This is a genomic window from Citrobacter sp. wls708, assembly GCF_005281255.1.
Taxonomy (GTDB): domain Bacteria; phylum Pseudomonadota; class Gammaproteobacteria; order Enterobacterales; family Enterobacteriaceae; genus Citrobacter; species Citrobacter werkmanii.
This window is the reverse complement of the sequence record NZ_SZXE01000016.1, coordinates 598,657-616,728: the sequence shown is the minus strand read 5'-3', so window position 1 is coordinate 616,728 and position 18,072 is coordinate 598,657. Positions and strand designations below refer to the sequence as shown.

Sequence of the window (18,072 nt, the reverse complement as noted above, 5' to 3'; positions counted from 1 at the left end):
ATTAAGCGGCTGTTATTTTTATAGCGTCAATAGGCCTGAATAAAAATAACAGCCCGATACTTATCGCAGGTCAGATAAATACCCTTAACGGGGTATTTATTTCTCCGTGGGAAAATAGGTTATTCCTGAAATATCTCTACGCGGTCGCGGCCATTACTTTTCGCCAGGTACAGCGCCCGATCGGCTTTATCAACCAACTGCTTGTAGTCAGGATGGTAGTCATATTCGGCGATGCCAATACTGACGGTGACAGAAAATACTTCTGTCGCTGAGGCCGCCATGCGCATCTCGGCAATTTTCATACGCAGCGTTTCGAGGATAATACTGGCCTGAGACTGATCTGACTCGACAAGCAGAATCATAAATTCTTCACCACCGTAGCGGAACACGTAATCGCTACTGCGAATATGATCATAAATAACCGCCGCGACGTTTTTGAGCGTCATATCACCGGTGTTATGCCCGTAGTTGTCGTTAATTTGCTTAAAGTAGTCGATATCCAGCATCGCCAGGGTAAAGGGCTTCCGGGTATGTAACGCCAGCGAGATCTCACGGCGCATAATGGTCGGGATAAAGCGTCGGTTAAGCAATTGAGTCAATGAGTCTTTACCATTTTCCTGCTTCACCAGCGCGTCGAACATTGAGGCGAGCAGGAAATGGATTTTTGCCGAGAGCTGGCGTACATCCTGCAACAAGCTCATCCGTTCAGGCTCTGTCGCCTGATGCTGATGCGACAGCGTGGTTGTCAGGCGGTTGTCGATTTCCGCAATCAGCGACTCCATTTCTTTCAGCAGATTGCTGTTGCCCAGAATGTATTTTCCCTTATGCGCGAACCACATACCAAAATCAGAATTCGCCAAAAGGACCAGCTCCCCGAAAGGCATTCCGGTGGCGATGTTATAGATAAACTGATTTTCCCAGTCGGTAAATGAACGTATTTGCCGCTCGCGTTCGACGTTAACGTCATCGTAAATGGTCTGCAGGCGATACTGTTCCTGGGTATGCAGTGAGTTTTGATAGCTGGGGGAATAGGAGACGGTCATGGCCTCCAGGGCGGTATCCATTACCAGACTGCTGAAACAGATGGCATCGCTCAGCAGGGCGGGCGGGTAGTCCGCTTTCTTTTTCAGGACCCGATACAATTCATCTTTCAGCTTGCGCGCGCCGCGATTAACCAGATCGATAGGCAGCCCGATGCGGGCATGCACCACGCCAATTTTGCGCTGTTTTGCCAGCAGTTGTGAGAGGTCTTCGTTCGCGCTACCAAGTACGCTGCGTAGCCAGTCAAACATACTGCCGCTGAGACGGGTGCTGACCTGTTCTGTATTGAGGAACAATGCGCTCTCCGCATGGGAGAGCATATAGTCATAAAAAACGCTCACTAAATGGCGGATCTCTTCGTCGCTTAATGATGTCAGGATCGTGTGAACTTCAGGGGATGTTTGACGTAACAACGCCTGCCATTCTGTAAGGAGTAATGTGTCGTTTACCGGAGCAACCTGTTCCATCTCACTGCCACTCAAATGCGATTTAAAATTCAGGCGGTATTACGGACAATTACGTCACGATGGTCAAGTTAAACTCGTTTAACGATGGCTGATACCTTCATAAATAAGCCTGAGCGCGAAAACGCCGATAATGGCGCCTATCACCCGGCTGGCAACCCGCTGGATTCGACCATACGCACGGCGTACGGCGGGCAAAGAAAACGCCTGGCTGAGAAAAATACGCCAGATAACGGAAGACAACACAATACCTGCCCAGGCCATTAGCCTCGCCCACGTAGGCGTTTCTGCGCTGAGGGTGACAGAGAAGATACTAATAAAAAACAGAACGGTTTGCGGATTAGACAAATCTGTTAATAACCCGCGGCGGAAAAATACATACCAGGGGGCGGAAATCGGCTGCTGTAACGTTGGCATTTGCGGTGTAGCCTGATGGCGAACACTGTTCCAGGCAAACCACAGCAAATAGGCGCCGCCGACAATTTTAATCAGTGAAAATATCTCTTCGCATTGGGTAATCAGCGTCGCCATGCCAAAGAGCCCGAGGCCGGAGTAGAACGCATCGCCTAAGGCCACGCCCAGACCGGTCATCACCCCTGCGCGTCGTCCTGACGCCAGGCTGGTTTGCACCACCACGAACAGGTTCGCGCCGGGATTAAAAAAGGTTAAAACAAACAGACTGATGGTAAGTACGACGGCGTGTAAAGGTTCCATAGACAACGATTCCATTAGTAAGAGCGGGCCTGGGGCATGCTTAGACTGCTAACACTATAATTTTAGCGCGCTCGTCATTCTGCGTATTTACTCACACTGTATTGTGAAATGCGCCTAAATTTGCCAATAGCGTCTACGCCTGGTTTCTGTAACCCAACTGCGCCGGATAATGCCGCGGCGTGGGATCTTCTGTTATACGCGATACGCAAAATATCTTTATATTTCCGCCAGCTCTGGATCTTTTTTGCGGCCTGAACTACTTATTAATCATCCTTGACTCGCATGGCGAATGTTCAGGGGGCGATGATGGCATATATAACAAAACCTGGAGCTTTTATATGAAAACTGGAATTAAAGTACTTATTGGTGCGTTAGCTTTTGTTGTGTCCAACGCGTATGCCGCGGAATTTATGACGAAGGTTGAGTTTGAAAAGGTTGAGTCGCAATATACCAAAATCGGTGATATTTCAACAAGTAATGAAGTATCAGCCGCTGATGCGAAAGAAGACCTTCTGAAGAAAGCCGAAGAGAAAGGCGCAGATGTGGTGGTATTAACCTCCGGCCAAACGGACAATAAAATCCACGGTACAGCCAATATTTACAAGAAAAAATAATGCGCGGTACTGAAAGATAACATACCCGCCAGTCATTGCACTGGCGGGTTTTCTTTTAGCCTGCGCCAGAACGTAGTTCTGCTGATACCGAGATATCTCGCCGCCGCGGTTTTATCGCCATTGAATTGCGCCAGCACCTGCTGCGGCGTCAGTGATGAAGTGACCTGCGGTGGGGCAGCAACCGCGGCCAGTTCAGGTAACAACTGCTGTAGAAATTGTTCGTTCAGCGCCGGCTGTGGTTCGACGCTTAAAAACAGCGCCAGACGCTCCATCATATTGCGCAACTCGCGGATATTTCCGGGCCAGCCATAATTGAGCAGCGTAGGCTGGCTCAGGGCTAATCCCTTACGCACGGGTTCAGAAAACGGTACATCCAGTTCTGCCAGCGACTGTTTTAAAAAGCCTTCCGCCAGCGGCAGAATATCGGGCAGTCGCTCGCGTAGCGGCGGCAGTTTAAGGCGCAGAATGCTCAGGCGATAAAACAGATCGGTACGAAATTCTCCCTGTTTCATCTCTTGTTCCAGGTCGCAGTGCGTGGCGCTGATCACCCGCACATCGACCGGAATCGGCTGATGTCCACCGACCCGGGTGACCTCTTTTTCTTCCAGTACGCGCAATAACCGGGTTTGTAACGGTAGCGGCATTTCGCCTATCTCATCAAGAAACAGCGTCCCGCCGTGGGCAATTTCAAACAGGCCCGCGCGTCCTCCCCGGCGGGAGCCGGTAAACGCGCCATCCTCATAGCCGAACAGCTCCGCTTCCAGCAATGATTCGGTGATGGCGCCGCAGTTGACGGCAACAAACGGCGGCGAAGGTTTTCCGCGCCGATTCTCCTGACGCGTAAAATACTCACGATGAATAGCCTGCGCCGCCAGCTCTTTACCTGTGCCGGTTTCACCCTGAATCAGCACCGGCGCACGCGAACGGGCGTAGAGCATAATGGTGTGCCGCACCTGTTCCATTTGCGCAGAGTGACCGCGCATATCTCCCAGCGCATAGCGGGTGCGCAGCATATCGCCAGAGGCGTATTGCCCGTTTCTGCGCAGCGTCAGACGGGTCATATCCAGCGCGTCGACAAAAGCCTGACGCACGGTGGCCGCCGAATAGATAAAAATGCCGGTCATGCCCGCTTCTTCCGCCAAATCGGTAATCAACCCCGCGCCGACCACCGCCTGGGTACCGTTGGCCTTCAGCTCATTGATTTGTCCACGGGCATCTTCTTCGGTGATATAGCTGCGCTGTTCAAGCTGCAAATTGAAGGTCTTTTGAAAGGCGATTAGCGCGGGGATGGTTTCCTGATAGGTAATGACGCCAATCGACGAGGTCAGTTTTCCCGCTTTTGCCAGCGCCTGGAGTACGTCAAACCCGCTGGGTTTAATCAGGATCACTGGAATCGATAAACGGCTTTTCAGATACGCGCCGTTGGAGCCTGCCGCAATGATGGCATCGCAACGCTCGGTGGCCAGCTTCTTACGGATATAGGCCACCGCTTTTTCGAAACCCAGCTGAATAGGGGTAATGGTCGCCAGGTGGTCGAACTCCAGACTGATGTCGCGAAACAGTTCGAACAGGCGCGTGACCGAAACCGTCCAGATAACCGGTTTGTCATCGTTCACTCGCGGCGGAAGATGCGTATCAGCCATAAGCAACCCAAAAAGTAAGGAACCGAGTATAAGGGTTTAGTTGTGTTTCATAAATGTTGCAATGAAACATTCAAGTCGGTTTCATGAAACGATAGCTGACACGCTTTTGTGCAATAAAAACACAGGCTCTAAATGTAATTATCTGTTTTAAAAAGTAAAAATTGAATTTGCACAAAAGTTACGGTCTTTGGCATATCCCTTGCTTTAGGTAAATCAACGAATGGTAACAAGTTGATAACAAGAGGACGGATATGTCTCTACACTCTCCAGGGCTGGCGTTTCGCGCCGCGCTCAGCAAAGAAAACCCATTACAAATCGTCGGCACCATCAACGCCAATCACGCTCTGCTGGCTCAGCGTGCCGGGTATCAGGCGATTTATCTCTCTGGCGGCGGCGTTGCGGCGGGGTCGTTGGGTCTGCCGGATCTCGGTATTTCTACCCTTGATGATGTACTGACCGATATTCGTCGTATCACTGATGTTTGCCCGCTGCCATTGCTGGTGGATGCGGATATTGGTTTTGGATCGTCGGCGTTCAACGTGGCGCGTACCGTGAAGTCGATGATTAAAGCCGGTGCCGCCGCGCTGCATATTGAAGATCAGATCGGCGCCAAGCGTTGCGGGCATCGTCCGAACAAGGCGATCGTCTCTAAAGAAGAGATGGTCGACAGGATCCGCGCCGCCGTGGATGCCCGCACCGATCCCAACTTTGTGATTATGGCGCGCACCGATGCATTGGCGGTGGAAGGGTTAGAGGCGGCTATCGATCGTGCCCAGGCGTATGTCGAAGCGGGGGCCGACATGCTGTTCCCGGAAGCCATTACCGAGCTGGCGATGTACCGCCAGTTTGCCGATGCGGTGCAGGTTCCGATCCTCGCTAACATTACCGAATTTGGCGCCACGCCGCTGTTCACTACCGATGAACTGCGTAGCGCGAACGTCGCCATGGCCCTGTATCCGCTGTCTGCCTTCCGCGCCATGAACCGTGCGGCTGAACGGGTCTACAACGTGCTGCGCCAGGAAGGCACGCAAAAGAGCGTGATCGACATTATGCAGACGCGCAACGAACTGTACGAAAGCATCAACTACTACCAGTTCGAAGAGAAACTCGACGCGCTGTACACAAAAAAGTAACCGTCGTAGGCCGGATAAGGCGAAGCCGCCATCCGGCAATAAATTTGTACCCTACATATTATAAAAATGACGAGGACAACATGAGCGACACAACAATCCTGCAAAACAACACGCATGTCATTAAACCTAAAAAATCGGTTGCGCTGTCAGGCGTCGCCGCCGGAAATACCGCGTTATGCACCGTGGGTAAAAGCGGTAATGACCTGCATTATCGCGGCTACGATATTCTCGACCTGGCGCAGCAGTGCGAATTTGAAGAAGTCGCGCACCTGCTGATCCACGGGAAATTACCTACCCGCGACGAGCTCACCGCCTATAAAAGCAAACTCAAAGCGCTGCGCGGCTTACCCGCAAACGTGCGCACCGTGCTGGAAGCGCTGCCTGCCGCATCCCACCCGATGGATGTGATGCGCACCGGCGTCTCCGCGCTGGGTTGTACATTGCCGGAAAAAGAGGGACATACCGTTTCCGGCGCGCGCGATATTGCCGACAAGCTGCTGGCGTCCCTCAGTTCGATCCTTTTGTACTGGTATCACTACAGCCATAACGGCGAGCGCATTCAGCCGGAAACGGATGATGATTCCATTGGCGGGCACTTCCTGCATCTGCTGCATGGCGAAAAACCGTCGCAAAGCTGGGAAAAGGCGATGCACATTTCACTGGTGCTGTATGCCGAGCACGAATTCAACGCGTCCACCTTCACCAGTCGTGTGATTGCGGGAACCGGCTCCGATATGTATTCCGCGATTATCGGTGCGATTGGCGCGCTGCGTGGGCCGAAACACGGCGGGGCGAATGAAGTTTCGCTGGAGATCCAGCAGCGTTATGAAACGCCGGATGAAGCCGAAGCGGATATCCGCAAACGCGTGGAAAATAAAGAAGTGGTGATTGGGTTTGGTCACCCGGTTTACACCATTGCCGACCCGCGCCATCAGGTGATTAAACGCGTGGCGAAGCAGCTTTCTCAGGAAGGCGGTTCGCTGAAAATGTACAACATCGCCGACCGTCTGGAAGAGGTGATGTGGGAAACCAAAAAGATGTTCCCTAACCTCGACTGGTTCTCGGCGGTCTCCTACAACATGATGGGCGTCCCGACCGAAATGTTCACTCCGCTGTTTGTTATCGCCCGCGTGACCGGCTGGGCGGCGCACATCATCGAACAGCGCCAGGACAACAAAATTATCCGTCCTTCCGCCAACTACACCGGCCCGGAAGATCGCGTATTTGTACCGATCGAAAAGCGTTGCTAATTAAAACCTCTAAATATAAAAACAGGAGTTGTACCCTATGTCCGCACATATTTCGAACGTTCGCCCAGACTTTGACCGTGAAATCGTTGATATCGTTGATTACGTTATGAATTACGAGATCACCTCAAAGGTGGCGTACGACACCGCGCATTATTGCCTGCTCGACACCCTTGGCTGTGGCCTGGAAGCGCTGGAATATCCGGCCTGTAAAAAACTGTTAGGACCGGTGGTGCCGGGGACCGTAGTGCCGAACGGCGTTCGCGTACCGGGCACCCAGTTCCAGCTTGATCCGGTGCAGGCGGCGTTTAACATCGGCGCGATGATTCGCTGGCTGGACTTCAACGACACATGGCTGGCCGCGGAATGGGGCCATCCTTCCGATAACCTCGGCGGCATTCTGGCGACGGCTGACTGGCTGTCACGCAACGCGGTGGCGGCGGGGAAAGCGCCGTTGACCATGAAAAAAGTGCTGACCGGGATGATCAAAGCCCATGAAATTCAGGGCTGTATCGCGCTGGAAAACTCCTTTAACCGCGTTGGATTGGATCACGTTCTGTTGGTAAAAGTCGCCTCCACGGCGGTGGTCGCGGAGATGCTTGGGCTGAGCCGGGAGGAAATCCTCAACGCCGTTTCGCTGGCGTGGGTCGACGGCCAGTCGCTGCGTACCTATCGTCATGCACCAAATACCGGCACGCGTAAATCCTGGGCGGCAGGCGATGCGACCTCCCGCGCAGTACGTCTGGCGTTGATGGCAAAAACGGGCGAGATGGGATATCCGTCTGCGCTGACGGCGAAAACCTGGGGCTTTTATGACGTCTCCTTCAAAGGGGAATCGTTCCGCTTCCAGCGTCCATACGGCTCTTACGTGATGGAAAACGTGCTGTTTAAAATCTCCTTCCCGGCTGAGTTCCACTCGCAGACCGCGGTAGAAGCGGCAATGACGCTGTATGAACAACTGCAGGCCGCGGGTAAAACGGCAGCGGATATCGAAAAAGTGACCATTCGCACCCACGAAGCCTGTATCCGCATCATCGATAAAAAAGGCCCACTGGATAACCCAGCGGATCGCGATCACTGCATTCAGTATATGGTCGCCATCCCGCTGCTGTTTGGGCGTTTAACCGCGGCAGATTACGAAGACGGCGTGGCGCAGGACAAACGCATTGATGCCCTGCGCGAGAAGATCACCTGCTTCGAAGATCCGGCCTTTACCGCCGATTATCACGACCCGGAAAAACGCGCCATTGCTAACGCCATCACTCTCGAGTTCACCGACGGTTCACGTTTTGAAGAAGTGGTGGTGGAGTACCCAATCGGTCATGCGCGCCGTCGCCACGACGGTATGCCGAAGCTGGTCGAGAAGTTCAAAATCAACCTGGCGCGTCAGTTCCCGACCCGTCAGCAGCAGCGCATTCTGGATGTCTCCCTGGACAGAGCCCGCCTGGAGCAGATGCCGGTCAATGAGTATATGGACCTTTATGTAATCTAAACCTGCGTGCGGCAAGGCGTAAGTTCAACAGGAGAGCATTATGTCTTATAGCGAGTTTTATCAACGTTCGATTACGCAACCGGAGTCGTTCTGGGCCGAGCAGGCCCAGCGCATTGACTGGCAGCAGCCGTATACGCAGGTGCTGGATCACAGCAACCCGCCGTTTGCCCGCTGGTTTTGCGGCGGCAAGACCAATTTGTGTCATAACGCCATCGACCGCTGGGTGGAGAAACAGCCTGAGGCGCTGGCGCTGATTGCGGTGTCATCGGAAACCGAAGAAGAGCGTACCTTTACCTTTCGTCAGTTGTACGACGAAGTGAACGTGGCGGCGGCAATGTTGTTGTCTCTGGGCGTACAGCGCGGCGACAGGGTATTGGTTTATATGCCGATGATCGCCGAGGCGCATATTACGCTGCTGGCCTGCGCGCGCATTGGGGCGATCCATTCGGTGGTGTTCGGTGGCTTTGCCTCGCACAGCGTGGCGGCACGTATCGACGACGCCCAACCGGTGATTATCGTTTCGGCGGATGCCGGCGCGCGCGGGGGCAAGATCCTGCCGTATAAAAAGCTGCTCGATGATGCAATCAGTCAGTCGCAGCACCAGCCGCGTCATGTGGTATTGGTCGATCGCGGTCTGGCGAAAATGGCGCGGGTAGAGGGGCGCGACCTCGACTTTGCCGCGCTGCGCCAACAGCATCTTGGCGCGCGGGTGCCGGTGACGTGGCTGGAATCGAATGAAACCTCCTGCATTCTCTATACCTCCGGGACAACCGGTAAACCGAAGGGCGTCCAGCGTGACGTTGGCGGCTATGCGGTCGCGCTGGCAACCACGATGGATACCATTTTCGGCGGTAAAGCGGGCGGCGTGTTCTTCTGCGCGTCGGACATCGGCTGGGTGGTTGGGCATTCGTATATCGTGTATGCCCCACTGCTGGCGGGGATGGCGACGGTGGTGTACGAAGGGCTGCCAACGTATCCGGACTGCGGCGTGTGGTGGAAGATTGTTGAGAAGTATCAGGTTAGCCGGATGTTCTCCGCGCCAACGGCGATCCGCGTACTGAAGAAATTCCCGACCGCGCAGATCCGCAATCACGATCTCTCCTCGCTGGAGGTGCTGTATCTGGCCGGGGAACCGCTGGACGAACCGACCGCCAGTTGGGTAACGGAAACGCTGGGCGTCCCGGTTATCGATAATTACTGGCAGACCGAATCCGGCTGGCCAATTATGGCGATCGCCCGTGGGCTGGACGACAGGCCGTCGCGGTTGGGCAGCCCTGGCGTGCCGATGTATGGCTATAACGTGCAGTTGCTCAATGAGGTCACCGGCGAACCCTGCGCAGCGAATGAGAAGGGTATGCTGGTGATTGAAGGGCCACTGCCGCCAGGGTGTATTCAGACCATCTGGGGCGATGACACACGGTTCGTAAATACCTACTGGTCGCTGTTTTCTCGTCAGGTATACGCTACTTTTGACTGGGGCATTCGCGATGCCGACGGCTATTACTTCATCCTCGGTCGGACGGATGACGTCATTAACGTCGCCGGACATCGACTGGGTACGCGTGAGATAGAGGAGAGTATTTCCAGCTATCCAAACGTCGCAGAAGTGGCGGTGGTCGGCGTGAAAGATGCACTGAAAGGGCAGGTGGCGGTTGCATTTGTCATTCCGAAGCAGAGCGATAGCCTGGAAGACCGTGACATCGCGCATTCAGAAGAGAAGGCGATAATGGCGCTGGTGGACAGCCAGATTGGTAATTTTGGCCGTCCGGCACACGTCTGGTTTGTGTCGCAGTTGCCGAAAACGCGCTCCGGTAAAATGCTGCGTCGCACCATCCAGGCAATCTGCGAAGGCCGCGATCCCGGCGATCTGACGACCATTGACGATCCGGCGTCGCTGCAGCAAATTCGCCAGGCGATCGAGGAGTAGCGTTATTAATTGGCCCGGTGGCGCGATGCTTACCGGGTCTGGTTTCTAATCGACTTTCTTATACGGTCCGTGATAGTAATCAAACGGCGCATAGACCGTATCCGCCACAAAAGACAGCGGCACATCGATAAATAGCAGCGCTAAATCGAAATAATTATAATCGTAAGCGCCTGGGTTTTTTAGTTTAGCCATGTCGTGGTGCGTACCCACATAATAGGTATTCGAATCCTCGCCTTCCGTGCGCGCATTAATGCTGCCACATCCTGAAAGTAATGCGCTGATCAAGAACGCCATTACCGCAACCGTCTTTCTGCTCATCCTGTGACCTGAGTTTACCGTCTCGTGTACCATAGCAGGTTAAAAGCGGCTTTTTGTCCGCAAAACTTAAACCACCGGGTCAGGACTCACAGAGTGAGAATTGCACGTTGTAGGCCGGATAAACCGCGTGAGTGGTGCATCCGGCAAAGAGGCTTTTACAGCGCGACGCTTTCGCGACGACGCAGCAGGGAAAATGGCCCCGGTCCACTTAGGGTAAATACGGAAATCAGCGTGAAGCTCAACGCAATTATCCCCAGTACCAGATAAGCCCCCTCGAAACCAATGTTCTCATACATTTTCCCGGCCAAAACTGACATGAAAATCATTGCCAGCTGTTTGAAGAAACAGAAACACACAAGGTAAATCGTGGCCGAGAAACGTACTTCAAACTGACTGGTGATGTATTTGAAGCAACCAACAATCAGGAACGGTATCTCGAACATATGCAGCGTTTTGAGGATAACGACTTCCAGCGCCGTGGTGGCGAATGATGAACCAATAATCCGTACCGACATGATCGTACCGGCCAGCAGCAGGGCGTTCTTTCCGCCGATGCGGTTCACGATCAGCGGAGCAAAGAACATGATCGAGGCGTTGAGTAATTCCCCCATGGTTGTGACGTAGCCAAACACACGGGTGCCCTGTTCGCCAGTGGCAAAGAACGAAGTAAAGAAGTTGGCGAACTGCTGGTCAAACACATCATAAGTACAGGAAACGCCGACCACGTACAGGGAGAGAAACCAGAGTTTTGGTTGTTTGAATAATTCCAGCGCCAGCTTCAGGCTGAATGCTGAGTTGTTGGCGCCTACCGCATCCGCGACTTTTGCAGAAGAGGGGGCATCTGCTTTTGAAAAGAACAGCAGCAATGCCAGAATGACCGCACAGCCAGAACCTAACCAGAAGACAAACTGGTTATTGATGGTGAACATAATTCCTGCAATCGAGGCGCACAGCGCCCAGCCCACACAGCCAAACATGCGTGCGCGACCAAATTCAAACTTGCTTCGGCGGCTGGCCTTTTCAATATAGGCTTCAATCGCCGGAGCGCCGGCATTGTAAATAAAGCCAAGATAAATCCCGCCGACAATCGACCCCAGTAAAATATTAACCTGTAATAGCGGGCCAAAAACGTAAATAAAGAACGGGGCAAACATTACCAGCATTCCAGTAATTACCCACAGCAGGTGTTTTCGCAGGCCAAGCTTATCGGAAAGTAGTCCAAAAACAGGCTGGAATAATAATGAAAACAGTGAAATACAGGCGAAAATGATCCCAGTGTCACCTTTACTGATATGGTTCACATCGTGTAACCAGATCGGAAAGAAGGGGAAATAAGCACCCATAATGAAAAAGTAAAAGTAAAAGAAAAAGAAAAAGCCGAACATCCAAAAGTTAGTGTTTTTTAAATAATACATGACAGACTTCCTCAGGAAAAATAAGGGCAGGTCATAACCTGCCCATTATTATTATGTTTAACCCCAGATAACCAGGTAGTGATAACGTCCGGCACTCAACAAAAACTCCGGCGACACGGAAGGACTCCATGAATCATCGCCGCCGACACCCATATGGAAGCCATCAATATTGAGCCAGGTACCCGCCTCCGGTTGCAGCAGATGACGGTGGCTGGTTTCCATTAGTTGCTGTTGGCTAAAGCGGCTGATGTTGAACAGGAAGTCGCCACGCCATTGATGCGTGCCGTATCGCAGTTCGCGCGTGCCGCAGCGCAGACCGTTTTCGCTCGGGAAAACATACGGGGTGTACATCTCATCGAGTGACAGATCCCAACGGTCAAAACAGGCGGCGCTCAGGCGATCCGGGTAGTTCTCATGCGGGCCGAGACCTAACCAGTTCACACGCTCGGCGACCTGCGACAACTGGCAGCTCAGGCCAATACGCGCCGGATGCGGCGTGCCGCTGGCAACATCGACATCCACCATTACCTGCATCTCGCCATGACCGTTGATACGATACGATTTACGGCTGATAAACAGCGTTTCACCCTGATACTGCCACGCATGTTCGGTGGTAATCAGTACTGCGTTGCTGAGCGCGTCGGCAGCACAGTGCAGTAACGTTGCTGCAACCTGATAATGACCGGCGGCCTTCCAGCGTTCAACCCAGGCATTCGGGTCAATGCGGGTTGACTCGCTGACGCCGATGTCGTTGTCCAGTGGCGCGCGGGTGAACTGGTCGGTCAGTGGGGATAACAACTGGGCTGTATCATCAAGCCAGTATTGTGTCAGCAGGCCAGACCGACGGTCGAATTGCCAACGCTTGTTGTCGTTCTCAACAGTAAAGCTGTTTTCGCTAACGTTGAGCTGTGGCACTGTGCGGGCAGTTGGCTGCCGCGCCAGGCTGAGTTTTTCTTCCAGCTTCCACTGCTGCCAGGCGCTGATATGGCCAGCATCTGACCAGGCGGTGGCACGAGGCTGTTCCACGCGCACCGACAGCCACAGTTGGCCTGCGGTTTCCGGCATCGGGCAATCTGGCAGGGTAATCACCTGGCGGCCCTGCGGGGCAATATCCAGAACGATTTGTCCGGCGGCCAGCGGGTTGCCGTCCTGGGCAATCGACCAGTGCAGAACTTCGTTATCGCTGCGGCGGAACAGATATTCGCTGGTCACTTCAATCTGGCGTTCAGCGCCCGGCAGTAACGTAAACTGGAAAAATTGCTGTTCATGTTTGGCCTCGTATAACGCCGGATGCGGGGTGCGATCGGCGAACACCAGTCCGTTCATGCAAAATTGACGATCGTTAGGCGTGTCGCCAAAGTCGCCACCGTAGGCTGACCATGCCTTGCCATTATCATCGTGTTTAATCAGCGATTGATCCACCCAGTCCCAGACAAACCCGCCCTGCAGGCGCGGATACTGACGAAATGCCTGCCAGTATTTGGCGAAGCCGCCGAAACTATTGCCCATCGCATGGGCATATTCACAGAGAATGAGTGGACGCTGCTCGCCGGGCATCGACAGCCACTTTTTAATCGACCATTTAGGTACCGCCGGGAAGGGCTGATCCTGATCGACGCGGGCGTACATCGGGCAAATAATGTCGGTCGCCGCGGTATTCGCGCCGCCGCCTTCGTACTGTACCGGGCGTGACGGATCCTCTGATTTTATCCAGCGATACAGCGCGTCGTGATTGACGCCATGACCGGATTCATTGCCCAGCGACCAGATGATAATGCTCGGATGGTTGCGATCGCGCTGCACCATGCGCGTCACGCGCTGGCTCATGGCAGGCAACCATGTGGGATCGTCGCTCAGGCGATTCATTGGCATCATGCCGTGGGTTTCGATATTGGCTTCGTCGACCACGTACAGGCCGTAGCGATCGCACAGGGTGTACCACAACGGATGATTCGGGTAATGGGAGCAGCGCACGGCATTAAAGTTGTTCTGCTTCATCAGCAGAATGTCCTGCACCATCGTCGCCTCGTCCATCACCTGACCGTTGACCGGATGGTGCTCATGACGGTTGGTGCCGCGAATCAACAGCGGCTTACCGTTTAACAGTAGTAGGCCGTTTTTGATATCAATCTGACGAAAGCCGACGTCACAGGCTTCTGCTTCAATCAGCACTCCATCCGCGGTATGTAACTGCACAACGGCACGGTACAGATTGGGCGTTTCGGCACTCCACAGCGCTGGCTTTTCGACGTTCAGCCGCAGGGTAACCCGGTCATGATAAGCGCCGCGTTCATCAATAATCTCGCCGCCGAGTGGGGAGGTCGTTTCATCAGTCAGCGTTTCAGCTTCCCACAATTGCAGGGTAACGCGTAAATCTTCGCTCGCGTTGCCCGCCACTCTGACTTCTGCTTCCAGCACGGCGCGGCTGAAGTCATCGTTAAAACGGGTGTTAATGCGCAGGTCGCTGATTTGCGTGGTGGGCTTATGCAGCAAAGATATGTCGCGAAAGATACCGCTCATGCGCCACATATCCTGGTCTTCCAGATAGCTGCCGTCGCTCCATCGCAGCACCATCACGGCCAGGCGGTTTTCGCCGCGCAACAGATAATCGCTCAGATCGAATTCAGACGGCAGACGACTGTCCTGACCGTAGCCGACCCAGCGACCGTTGCACCACAGATGAAATGCGGAATTGACGCCGTCAAAAATAATGCGCGTCTGACCTTCATCTAACCATGCGTCTTCGATATTAAATGTGAGCGAGTAACATCCCGTTGGGTTCTGTGCCGGAACGTACGGGGGATTAACCGGAATCGGGTAGGTGACGTTGGTATAAATTGGCGCGTCGTAACCGTCCATCTGCCAGTTAGAGGGGACGTTGATAGTGTCAGCCTGTGGCAGATCGTTTGTCAGCCAGCTTTCCGGCACAGCCTCCGGCGCGGGAAACCACGCGAATTGCCACTGGCCATTCAGCGAGCGTAACTGAGTTGAGCGCTGATTAGTTCGCGCATCATCTGCTGAGCGCCAGCTACAGAAAGGTGGGTGCGCCTCCAGGCGGTTGAGCTGCGTGACGCCGGGATTTTCCCAGTCGCGGCGGGCCAGAACAGCGGAGAGTGAATCTGTGTTCAGGTTCATAACGGTATCCTGTTTGAATTTGTTATTCGCTCACAATTTCAATCAAAATACGGATAAGCGCTCCCGGCTGTAAAGGATGGGGCGTTTAATGAGTGAACTGACTCACATAATTGTTATGCGTTCACATTTTAGGTGTGAGCTGAGAAACTTGCCGCGCAAGCTGGATGAGTGAATCCGCCAGCGCCTGGGGCGAGGTGGTTTGCGTATCGGGAGGCAGAACCGTTTTGCGCTTCACCAGGGTTACGGGCAGCAGTTGGTTGCCCACGGTTGATTCGCCATGGGGAAGTTGCAGCAGCCTGTCGACGCTGGTTTCACCCAATAATGGAAAATCCTGCCTGATGGTGGTCAGCGGTGGAATGTAGCAGGCGCTATCTTCTGTGTCATCGTAGCCGATCACCGAGATATCCATCGCCACCCGCAGGCCGAACTCGCTGATTGCCCGCATCGCGCCCAGCGCCATTTGATCGTTAGCAACCAGCATAGCGGTGGGGAGATTACCGCTATTGAGCAGATGCAGTGTTTGTTGAAAACCAGACATCGCGCTCCAGTCGCCTTCCAGCTCCGCGACGGGTTGCAACTGGTAGTACGCCAGATATTTATGCCACCCCGCATGCCGAAGCCTTGCCGAAACCGAAGTGTGCGGCCCGCTCAGCAGGGCGATACGCTGATGTCCGTGCTGTACCAGATGTTCAACGCCAAGGCGTGCGCCGTCATCATGGGAGAAAATCACGCTGTTAATTGGCGTCTGGTCAGAGACATCGAGAAACAACACCGGCACCGTACCGCAGGCGGCAGCCACGGCAATGGCGTCTTCTTCATCCAGCGGATAGTTAATGATAAGTCCGGTTACGCGTTGGGAAAGCAGGTTGTGGACCGCGGCTTTGCATGCTTCAACGCCGCTGCGCTCGACCATGGCGATCACCACGCTGGCACCGGACTGGTCGGCGCGGGATTTTATGGCGGCAACGATTTGTGAAGGGGCGTGCAGGGCAAGATTCGCCGTCACGACGCCAATAAGCGACGTCTGTTTACCTGCCAGTTGCTGTGCGACGCGGTTAGGGATGTAATTGAGTTCCGCCATCGCGGCCTCAACTTTCTGTCGGGTTTTTGCAGAAACGTGGCTGGCCTGATTTACGACGCGCGAGACGGTCTGATAAGAGACTCCTGCATGGTCTGCCACATCGTATAGCGTTACCGGTTTCACGTTTATCACCCCTGTCATGATGTTTTCTACGCGCTATGATGCCACAGCGGAACGGTTTTGGGGGATTTGCGCATGGGTTCTGCGAGGCGCATTCCAGGGTTGCGTCTCTGGCAGCGGAGGATTTATCGTCGTGATTATTAACAGAATAAAAAAGTGAGTACATCGTGAGCGACGTTGCGGCAAACAACATTCTGTCCATCTACCGACGTCATGCGGATGCCTTTGCCAGTCAGCGCTCTCGTACACTGTTCGAGAAAAGCTGGCTGGATAAGTTCATCACCGTGATGAGCGGGCAGGGCAGCATTGTGGATATTGGCTGCGGGAATGGTCAGCCGATTGCCGGGTATTTTATCCAGCAAGGCTTTCAGCTCACAGGGATTGATGGTTCCGCAGCGATGCTGGCCCGCGCCCGGCAATCCTTTCCCGCGCAGCGCTGGCTGGAGCAAGATATGCGGGAGTTGGTACTTAACGAGACGTTCGACGGCCTGATTGCGTGGGACAGCTGTTTCCATTTAACCCAGCAAGACCAACGAAAGATGTTCCCGATCTTTGACCGGCTTAGCCATCCCGGCAGCGCGTTGATGTTTACCAGCGGTACCGGGAACGGCATTGCGATGGGGCAATTTGAAGGCGAGCCGTTATTTCACGCCAGCCTCGCGCCGGACGAATACCGCGCATTGTTGTCAGCGCATGGCTTTGCGGTGGTCGAGATGGTGATGGAAGATCCGGAATGCGCAGGGCACACGGTGTGGCTGGCGAAAAAAAGCTAAATGCCGCGAAAGGTTTTGCGCCATTCGGCGGGGCTGACGCCGAAATGAGATTTAAAATGCTGACGCCAGGTGACAGGCGACTGAAAACCGACCTGTTCGGCGATGCGTTCAACGGGCAACTGACTGGACTCCAGTAACGCCTGGCTGCGGCGAAGACGCTCGACAATCAACCACTCTGCCACGCTAGATCCGGTGGCTTTCATAAAGTGACGGGTTAACGTGCGACGGCTCATCATCAGCCGCTGCGCCAGCGCATCGATACTATGCTGCTCGTGGATATGCAGGCGTAAATAATCAAGCAGGGCATTGATGCGCTGATCCTGGGTATTTTTCGCCACCGGCTGTTCGATAAATTGTGCCTGACCACCTTCGCGATGCGGCGGCACAATCATCCGCCGCGCAATCTGATTCGCTGCCGTGCTGCCAAAACGTTGGCGGATCACGTACAAACAGCAATCCAGCGCGGCGGCAGTGCCTGCTGAGGTAATAATACCGTCGTCATCCACATACAGAGCGTTGATATCCAGACGCGCCGCCGGGAAGCGGGCCTGAAAATCCTGCTCGAACTCCCAGTGCGTGGCAGCCCGTTTGCCATCCAACAGACCGGCATAGCCGAGGACAAATGCGCCCAGACACAGCCCGACAATTTGCGCGCCGTTTTGTCGGGCGCGGTTGAGCGCATCAAGCAACCCCTGCGGCGGGCGATGTGCGGTAGTGCCCCAGTAAGGGATTACCACGATGTCGGCTGCCTCCACCGCTTCATAGCCATGAGCTGCGTTAATCGAGAAACCGTCCTGCGAGGAAACAATACCGGGCTGTTCGGCGCACAATTGCACGTCGAAGCGCTTTTTCGCTGCCACTTTGTCACTGAAAATGATGCACGGCACCGAGAAGTGAAACGGGCTGAAATCTTCCACGGCGACAATAGCGACGGTAAGCGGCTGCATACGATTCC

Annotated in this window: 14 protein-coding genes; 6 read left to right on the top strand and 8 right to left on the bottom strand. The window is 54.1% G+C overall.

The window, feature by feature from the left end; translation table 11 throughout:
• Positions 1-119 precede the first annotated feature (119 nt).
• Together FDW97_RS12595 and FDW97_RS12590 are read right to left on the bottom strand one after the other, a co-directional pair.
• Complete coding sequence (locus FDW97_RS12595; protein ID WP_137351113.1) at positions 120-1,508, bottom strand: diguanylate cyclase; 1,389 nt, start codon at positions 1,506-1,508, stop codon at positions 120-122.
• Positions 1,509-1,586: 78 nt separating this feature from the next.
• Positions 1,587-2,219: a LysE family transporter gene (locus tag FDW97_RS12590; protein WP_038637976.1), complete on the bottom strand. Its 633-nt coding sequence runs from the start codon at positions 2,217-2,219 to the stop codon at positions 1,587-1,589.
• Positions 2,220-2,557: 338 nt separating this feature from the next.
• Between FDW97_RS12590 and yahO the strand changes: the two genes are divergently transcribed.
• Positions 2,558-2,833, top strand: a complete 276-nt coding sequence (gene yahO / locus FDW97_RS12585; RefSeq protein ID WP_006685820.1) for a DUF1471 family periplasmic protein YahO — start codon at positions 2,558-2,560, stop codon at positions 2,831-2,833.
• A 32-nt stretch (positions 2,834-2,865) separates the two neighbouring features.
• On the opposite strand, the gene prpR is transcribed toward yahO, so the two are convergent.
• Positions 2,866-4,476 carry a propionate catabolism operon regulatory protein PrpR gene (gene prpR, locus FDW97_RS12580; RefSeq protein ID WP_069323900.1) on the bottom strand — a complete coding sequence of 537 codons (1,611 nt, stop codon included), beginning with the start codon at positions 4,474-4,476 and terminating at the stop codon, positions 2,866-2,868.
• 251 nt (positions 4,477-4,727) lie between these two features.
• Here prpR and prpB point away from each other — a divergent pair, with 251 nt between their 5' ends.
• The 4 genes from prpB (at position 4,728) to prpE (ending at position 10,275) form a co-directional block, all read left to right on the top strand.
• Positions 4,728-5,609: a methylisocitrate lyase gene (gene prpB, locus FDW97_RS12575; RefSeq protein WP_038637980.1), complete on the top strand. Its 882-nt coding sequence runs from the start codon at positions 4,728-4,730 to the stop codon at positions 5,607-5,609.
• Positions 5,610-5,689: 80 nt separating this feature from the next.
• Positions 5,690-6,859, top strand: a complete 1,170-nt coding sequence (gene prpC / locus FDW97_RS12570; protein ID WP_038637983.1) for a 2-methylcitrate synthase — start codon at positions 5,690-5,692, stop codon at positions 6,857-6,859.
• Between the two features lie 37 nt (positions 6,860-6,896).
• Positions 6,897-8,348 (top strand): bifunctional 2-methylcitrate dehydratase/aconitate hydratase, encoded by a 1,452-nt coding sequence (locus FDW97_RS12565; protein WP_121528651.1) that lies wholly within the window; start codon positions 6,897-6,899, stop codon positions 8,346-8,348.
• 40 nt (positions 8,349-8,388) lie between these two features.
• A complete protein-coding gene (gene prpE, locus FDW97_RS12560; RefSeq protein ID WP_137351112.1) occupies positions 8,389-10,275 on the top strand; it encodes a propionate--CoA ligase in 1,887 nt (628 codons plus the stop codon).
• A gap of 45 nt (positions 10,276-10,320) precedes the next feature.
• On the opposite strand, the gene FDW97_RS12555 is transcribed toward prpE, so the two are convergent.
• The 4 genes from FDW97_RS12555 to FDW97_RS12540 form a co-directional block, all read right to left on the bottom strand.
• Complete coding sequence (locus tag FDW97_RS12555; protein WP_038637992.1) at positions 10,321-10,593, bottom strand: YceK/YidQ family lipoprotein; 273 nt, start codon at positions 10,591-10,593, stop codon at positions 10,321-10,323.
• A gap of 155 nt (positions 10,594-10,748) precedes the next feature.
• Entirely contained in the window at positions 10,749-12,008 is a 1,260-nt protein-coding gene (locus FDW97_RS12550) for an MFS transporter (RefSeq protein ID WP_137351111.1), read from the bottom strand.
• Between the two features lie 57 nt (positions 12,009-12,065).
• Positions 12,066-15,143 carry a beta-galactosidase gene (locus FDW97_RS12545; protein ID WP_137351110.1) on the bottom strand — a complete coding sequence of 1,026 codons (3,078 nt, stop codon included), beginning with the start codon at positions 15,141-15,143 and terminating at the stop codon, positions 12,066-12,068.
• A gap of 121 nt (positions 15,144-15,264) precedes the next feature.
• Positions 15,265-16,356, bottom strand: coding sequence for a LacI family DNA-binding transcriptional regulator (locus tag FDW97_RS12540; protein ID WP_137351154.1), 1,092 nt, complete (start codon positions 16,354-16,356; stop codon positions 15,265-15,267).
• Positions 16,357-16,511: 155 nt separating this feature from the next.
• On the opposite strand from FDW97_RS12540, the gene FDW97_RS12535 reads away from it, so the two are divergent.
• Entirely contained in the window at positions 16,512-17,117 is a 606-nt protein-coding gene (locus FDW97_RS12535; RefSeq protein ID WP_137351109.1) for a class I SAM-dependent methyltransferase, read from the top strand.
• Here FDW97_RS12535 and FDW97_RS12530 read toward each other — a convergent pair.
• Positions 17,114-18,064, bottom strand: coding sequence for a GlxA family transcriptional regulator (locus FDW97_RS12530; protein ID WP_069323910.1), 951 nt, complete (start codon positions 18,062-18,064; stop codon positions 17,114-17,116). The two genes, FDW97_RS12535 and FDW97_RS12530, sit on opposite strands and share 4 nt — an antisense overlap.
• Positions 18,065-18,072 lie beyond the last annotated feature (8 nt).

What these genes read in the sequence shown, in the direction of transcription:
- FDW97_RS12595 (WP_137351113.1), bottom strand. Translation starts at nt 1,508, where the DNA reads ATGGAACAGGTTGCTCCGGTAAACGACACATTACTCCTTACAGAATGG.
- FDW97_RS12590 (WP_038637976.1), bottom strand. Translation starts at nt 2,219, where the DNA reads ATGGAACCTTTACACGCCGTCGTACTTACCATCAGTCTGTTTGTTTTA.
- yahO (WP_006685820.1), top strand. Translation starts at nt 2,558, where the DNA reads ATGAAAACTGGAATTAAAGTACTTATTGGTGCGTTAGCTTTTGTTGTG.
- prpR (WP_069323900.1), bottom strand. Translation starts at nt 4,476, where the DNA reads ATGGCTGATACGCATCTTCCGCCGCGAGTGAACGATGACAAACCGGTT.
- prpB (WP_038637980.1), top strand. Translation starts at nt 4,728, where the DNA reads ATGTCTCTACACTCTCCAGGGCTGGCGTTTCGCGCCGCGCTCAGCAAA.
- prpC (WP_038637983.1), top strand. Translation starts at nt 5,690, where the DNA reads ATGAGCGACACAACAATCCTGCAAAACAACACGCATGTCATTAAACCT.
- FDW97_RS12565 (WP_121528651.1), top strand. Translation starts at nt 6,897, where the DNA reads ATGTCCGCACATATTTCGAACGTTCGCCCAGACTTTGACCGTGAAATC.
- prpE (WP_137351112.1), top strand. Translation starts at nt 8,389, where the DNA reads ATGTCTTATAGCGAGTTTTATCAACGTTCGATTACGCAACCGGAGTCG.
- FDW97_RS12555 (WP_038637992.1), bottom strand. Translation starts at nt 10,593, where the DNA reads ATGAGCAGAAAGACGGTTGCGGTAATGGCGTTCTTGATCAGCGCATTA.
- FDW97_RS12550 (WP_137351111.1), bottom strand. Translation starts at nt 12,008, where the DNA reads ATGTATTATTTAAAAAACACTAACTTTTGGATGTTCGGCTTTTTCTTT.
- FDW97_RS12545 (WP_137351110.1), bottom strand. Translation starts at nt 15,143, where the DNA reads ATGAACCTGAACACAGATTCACTCTCCGCTGTTCTGGCCCGCCGCGAC.
- FDW97_RS12530 (WP_069323910.1), bottom strand. Translation starts at nt 18,064, where the DNA reads ATGCAGCCGCTTACCGTCGCTATTGTCGCCGTGGAAGATTTCAGCCCG.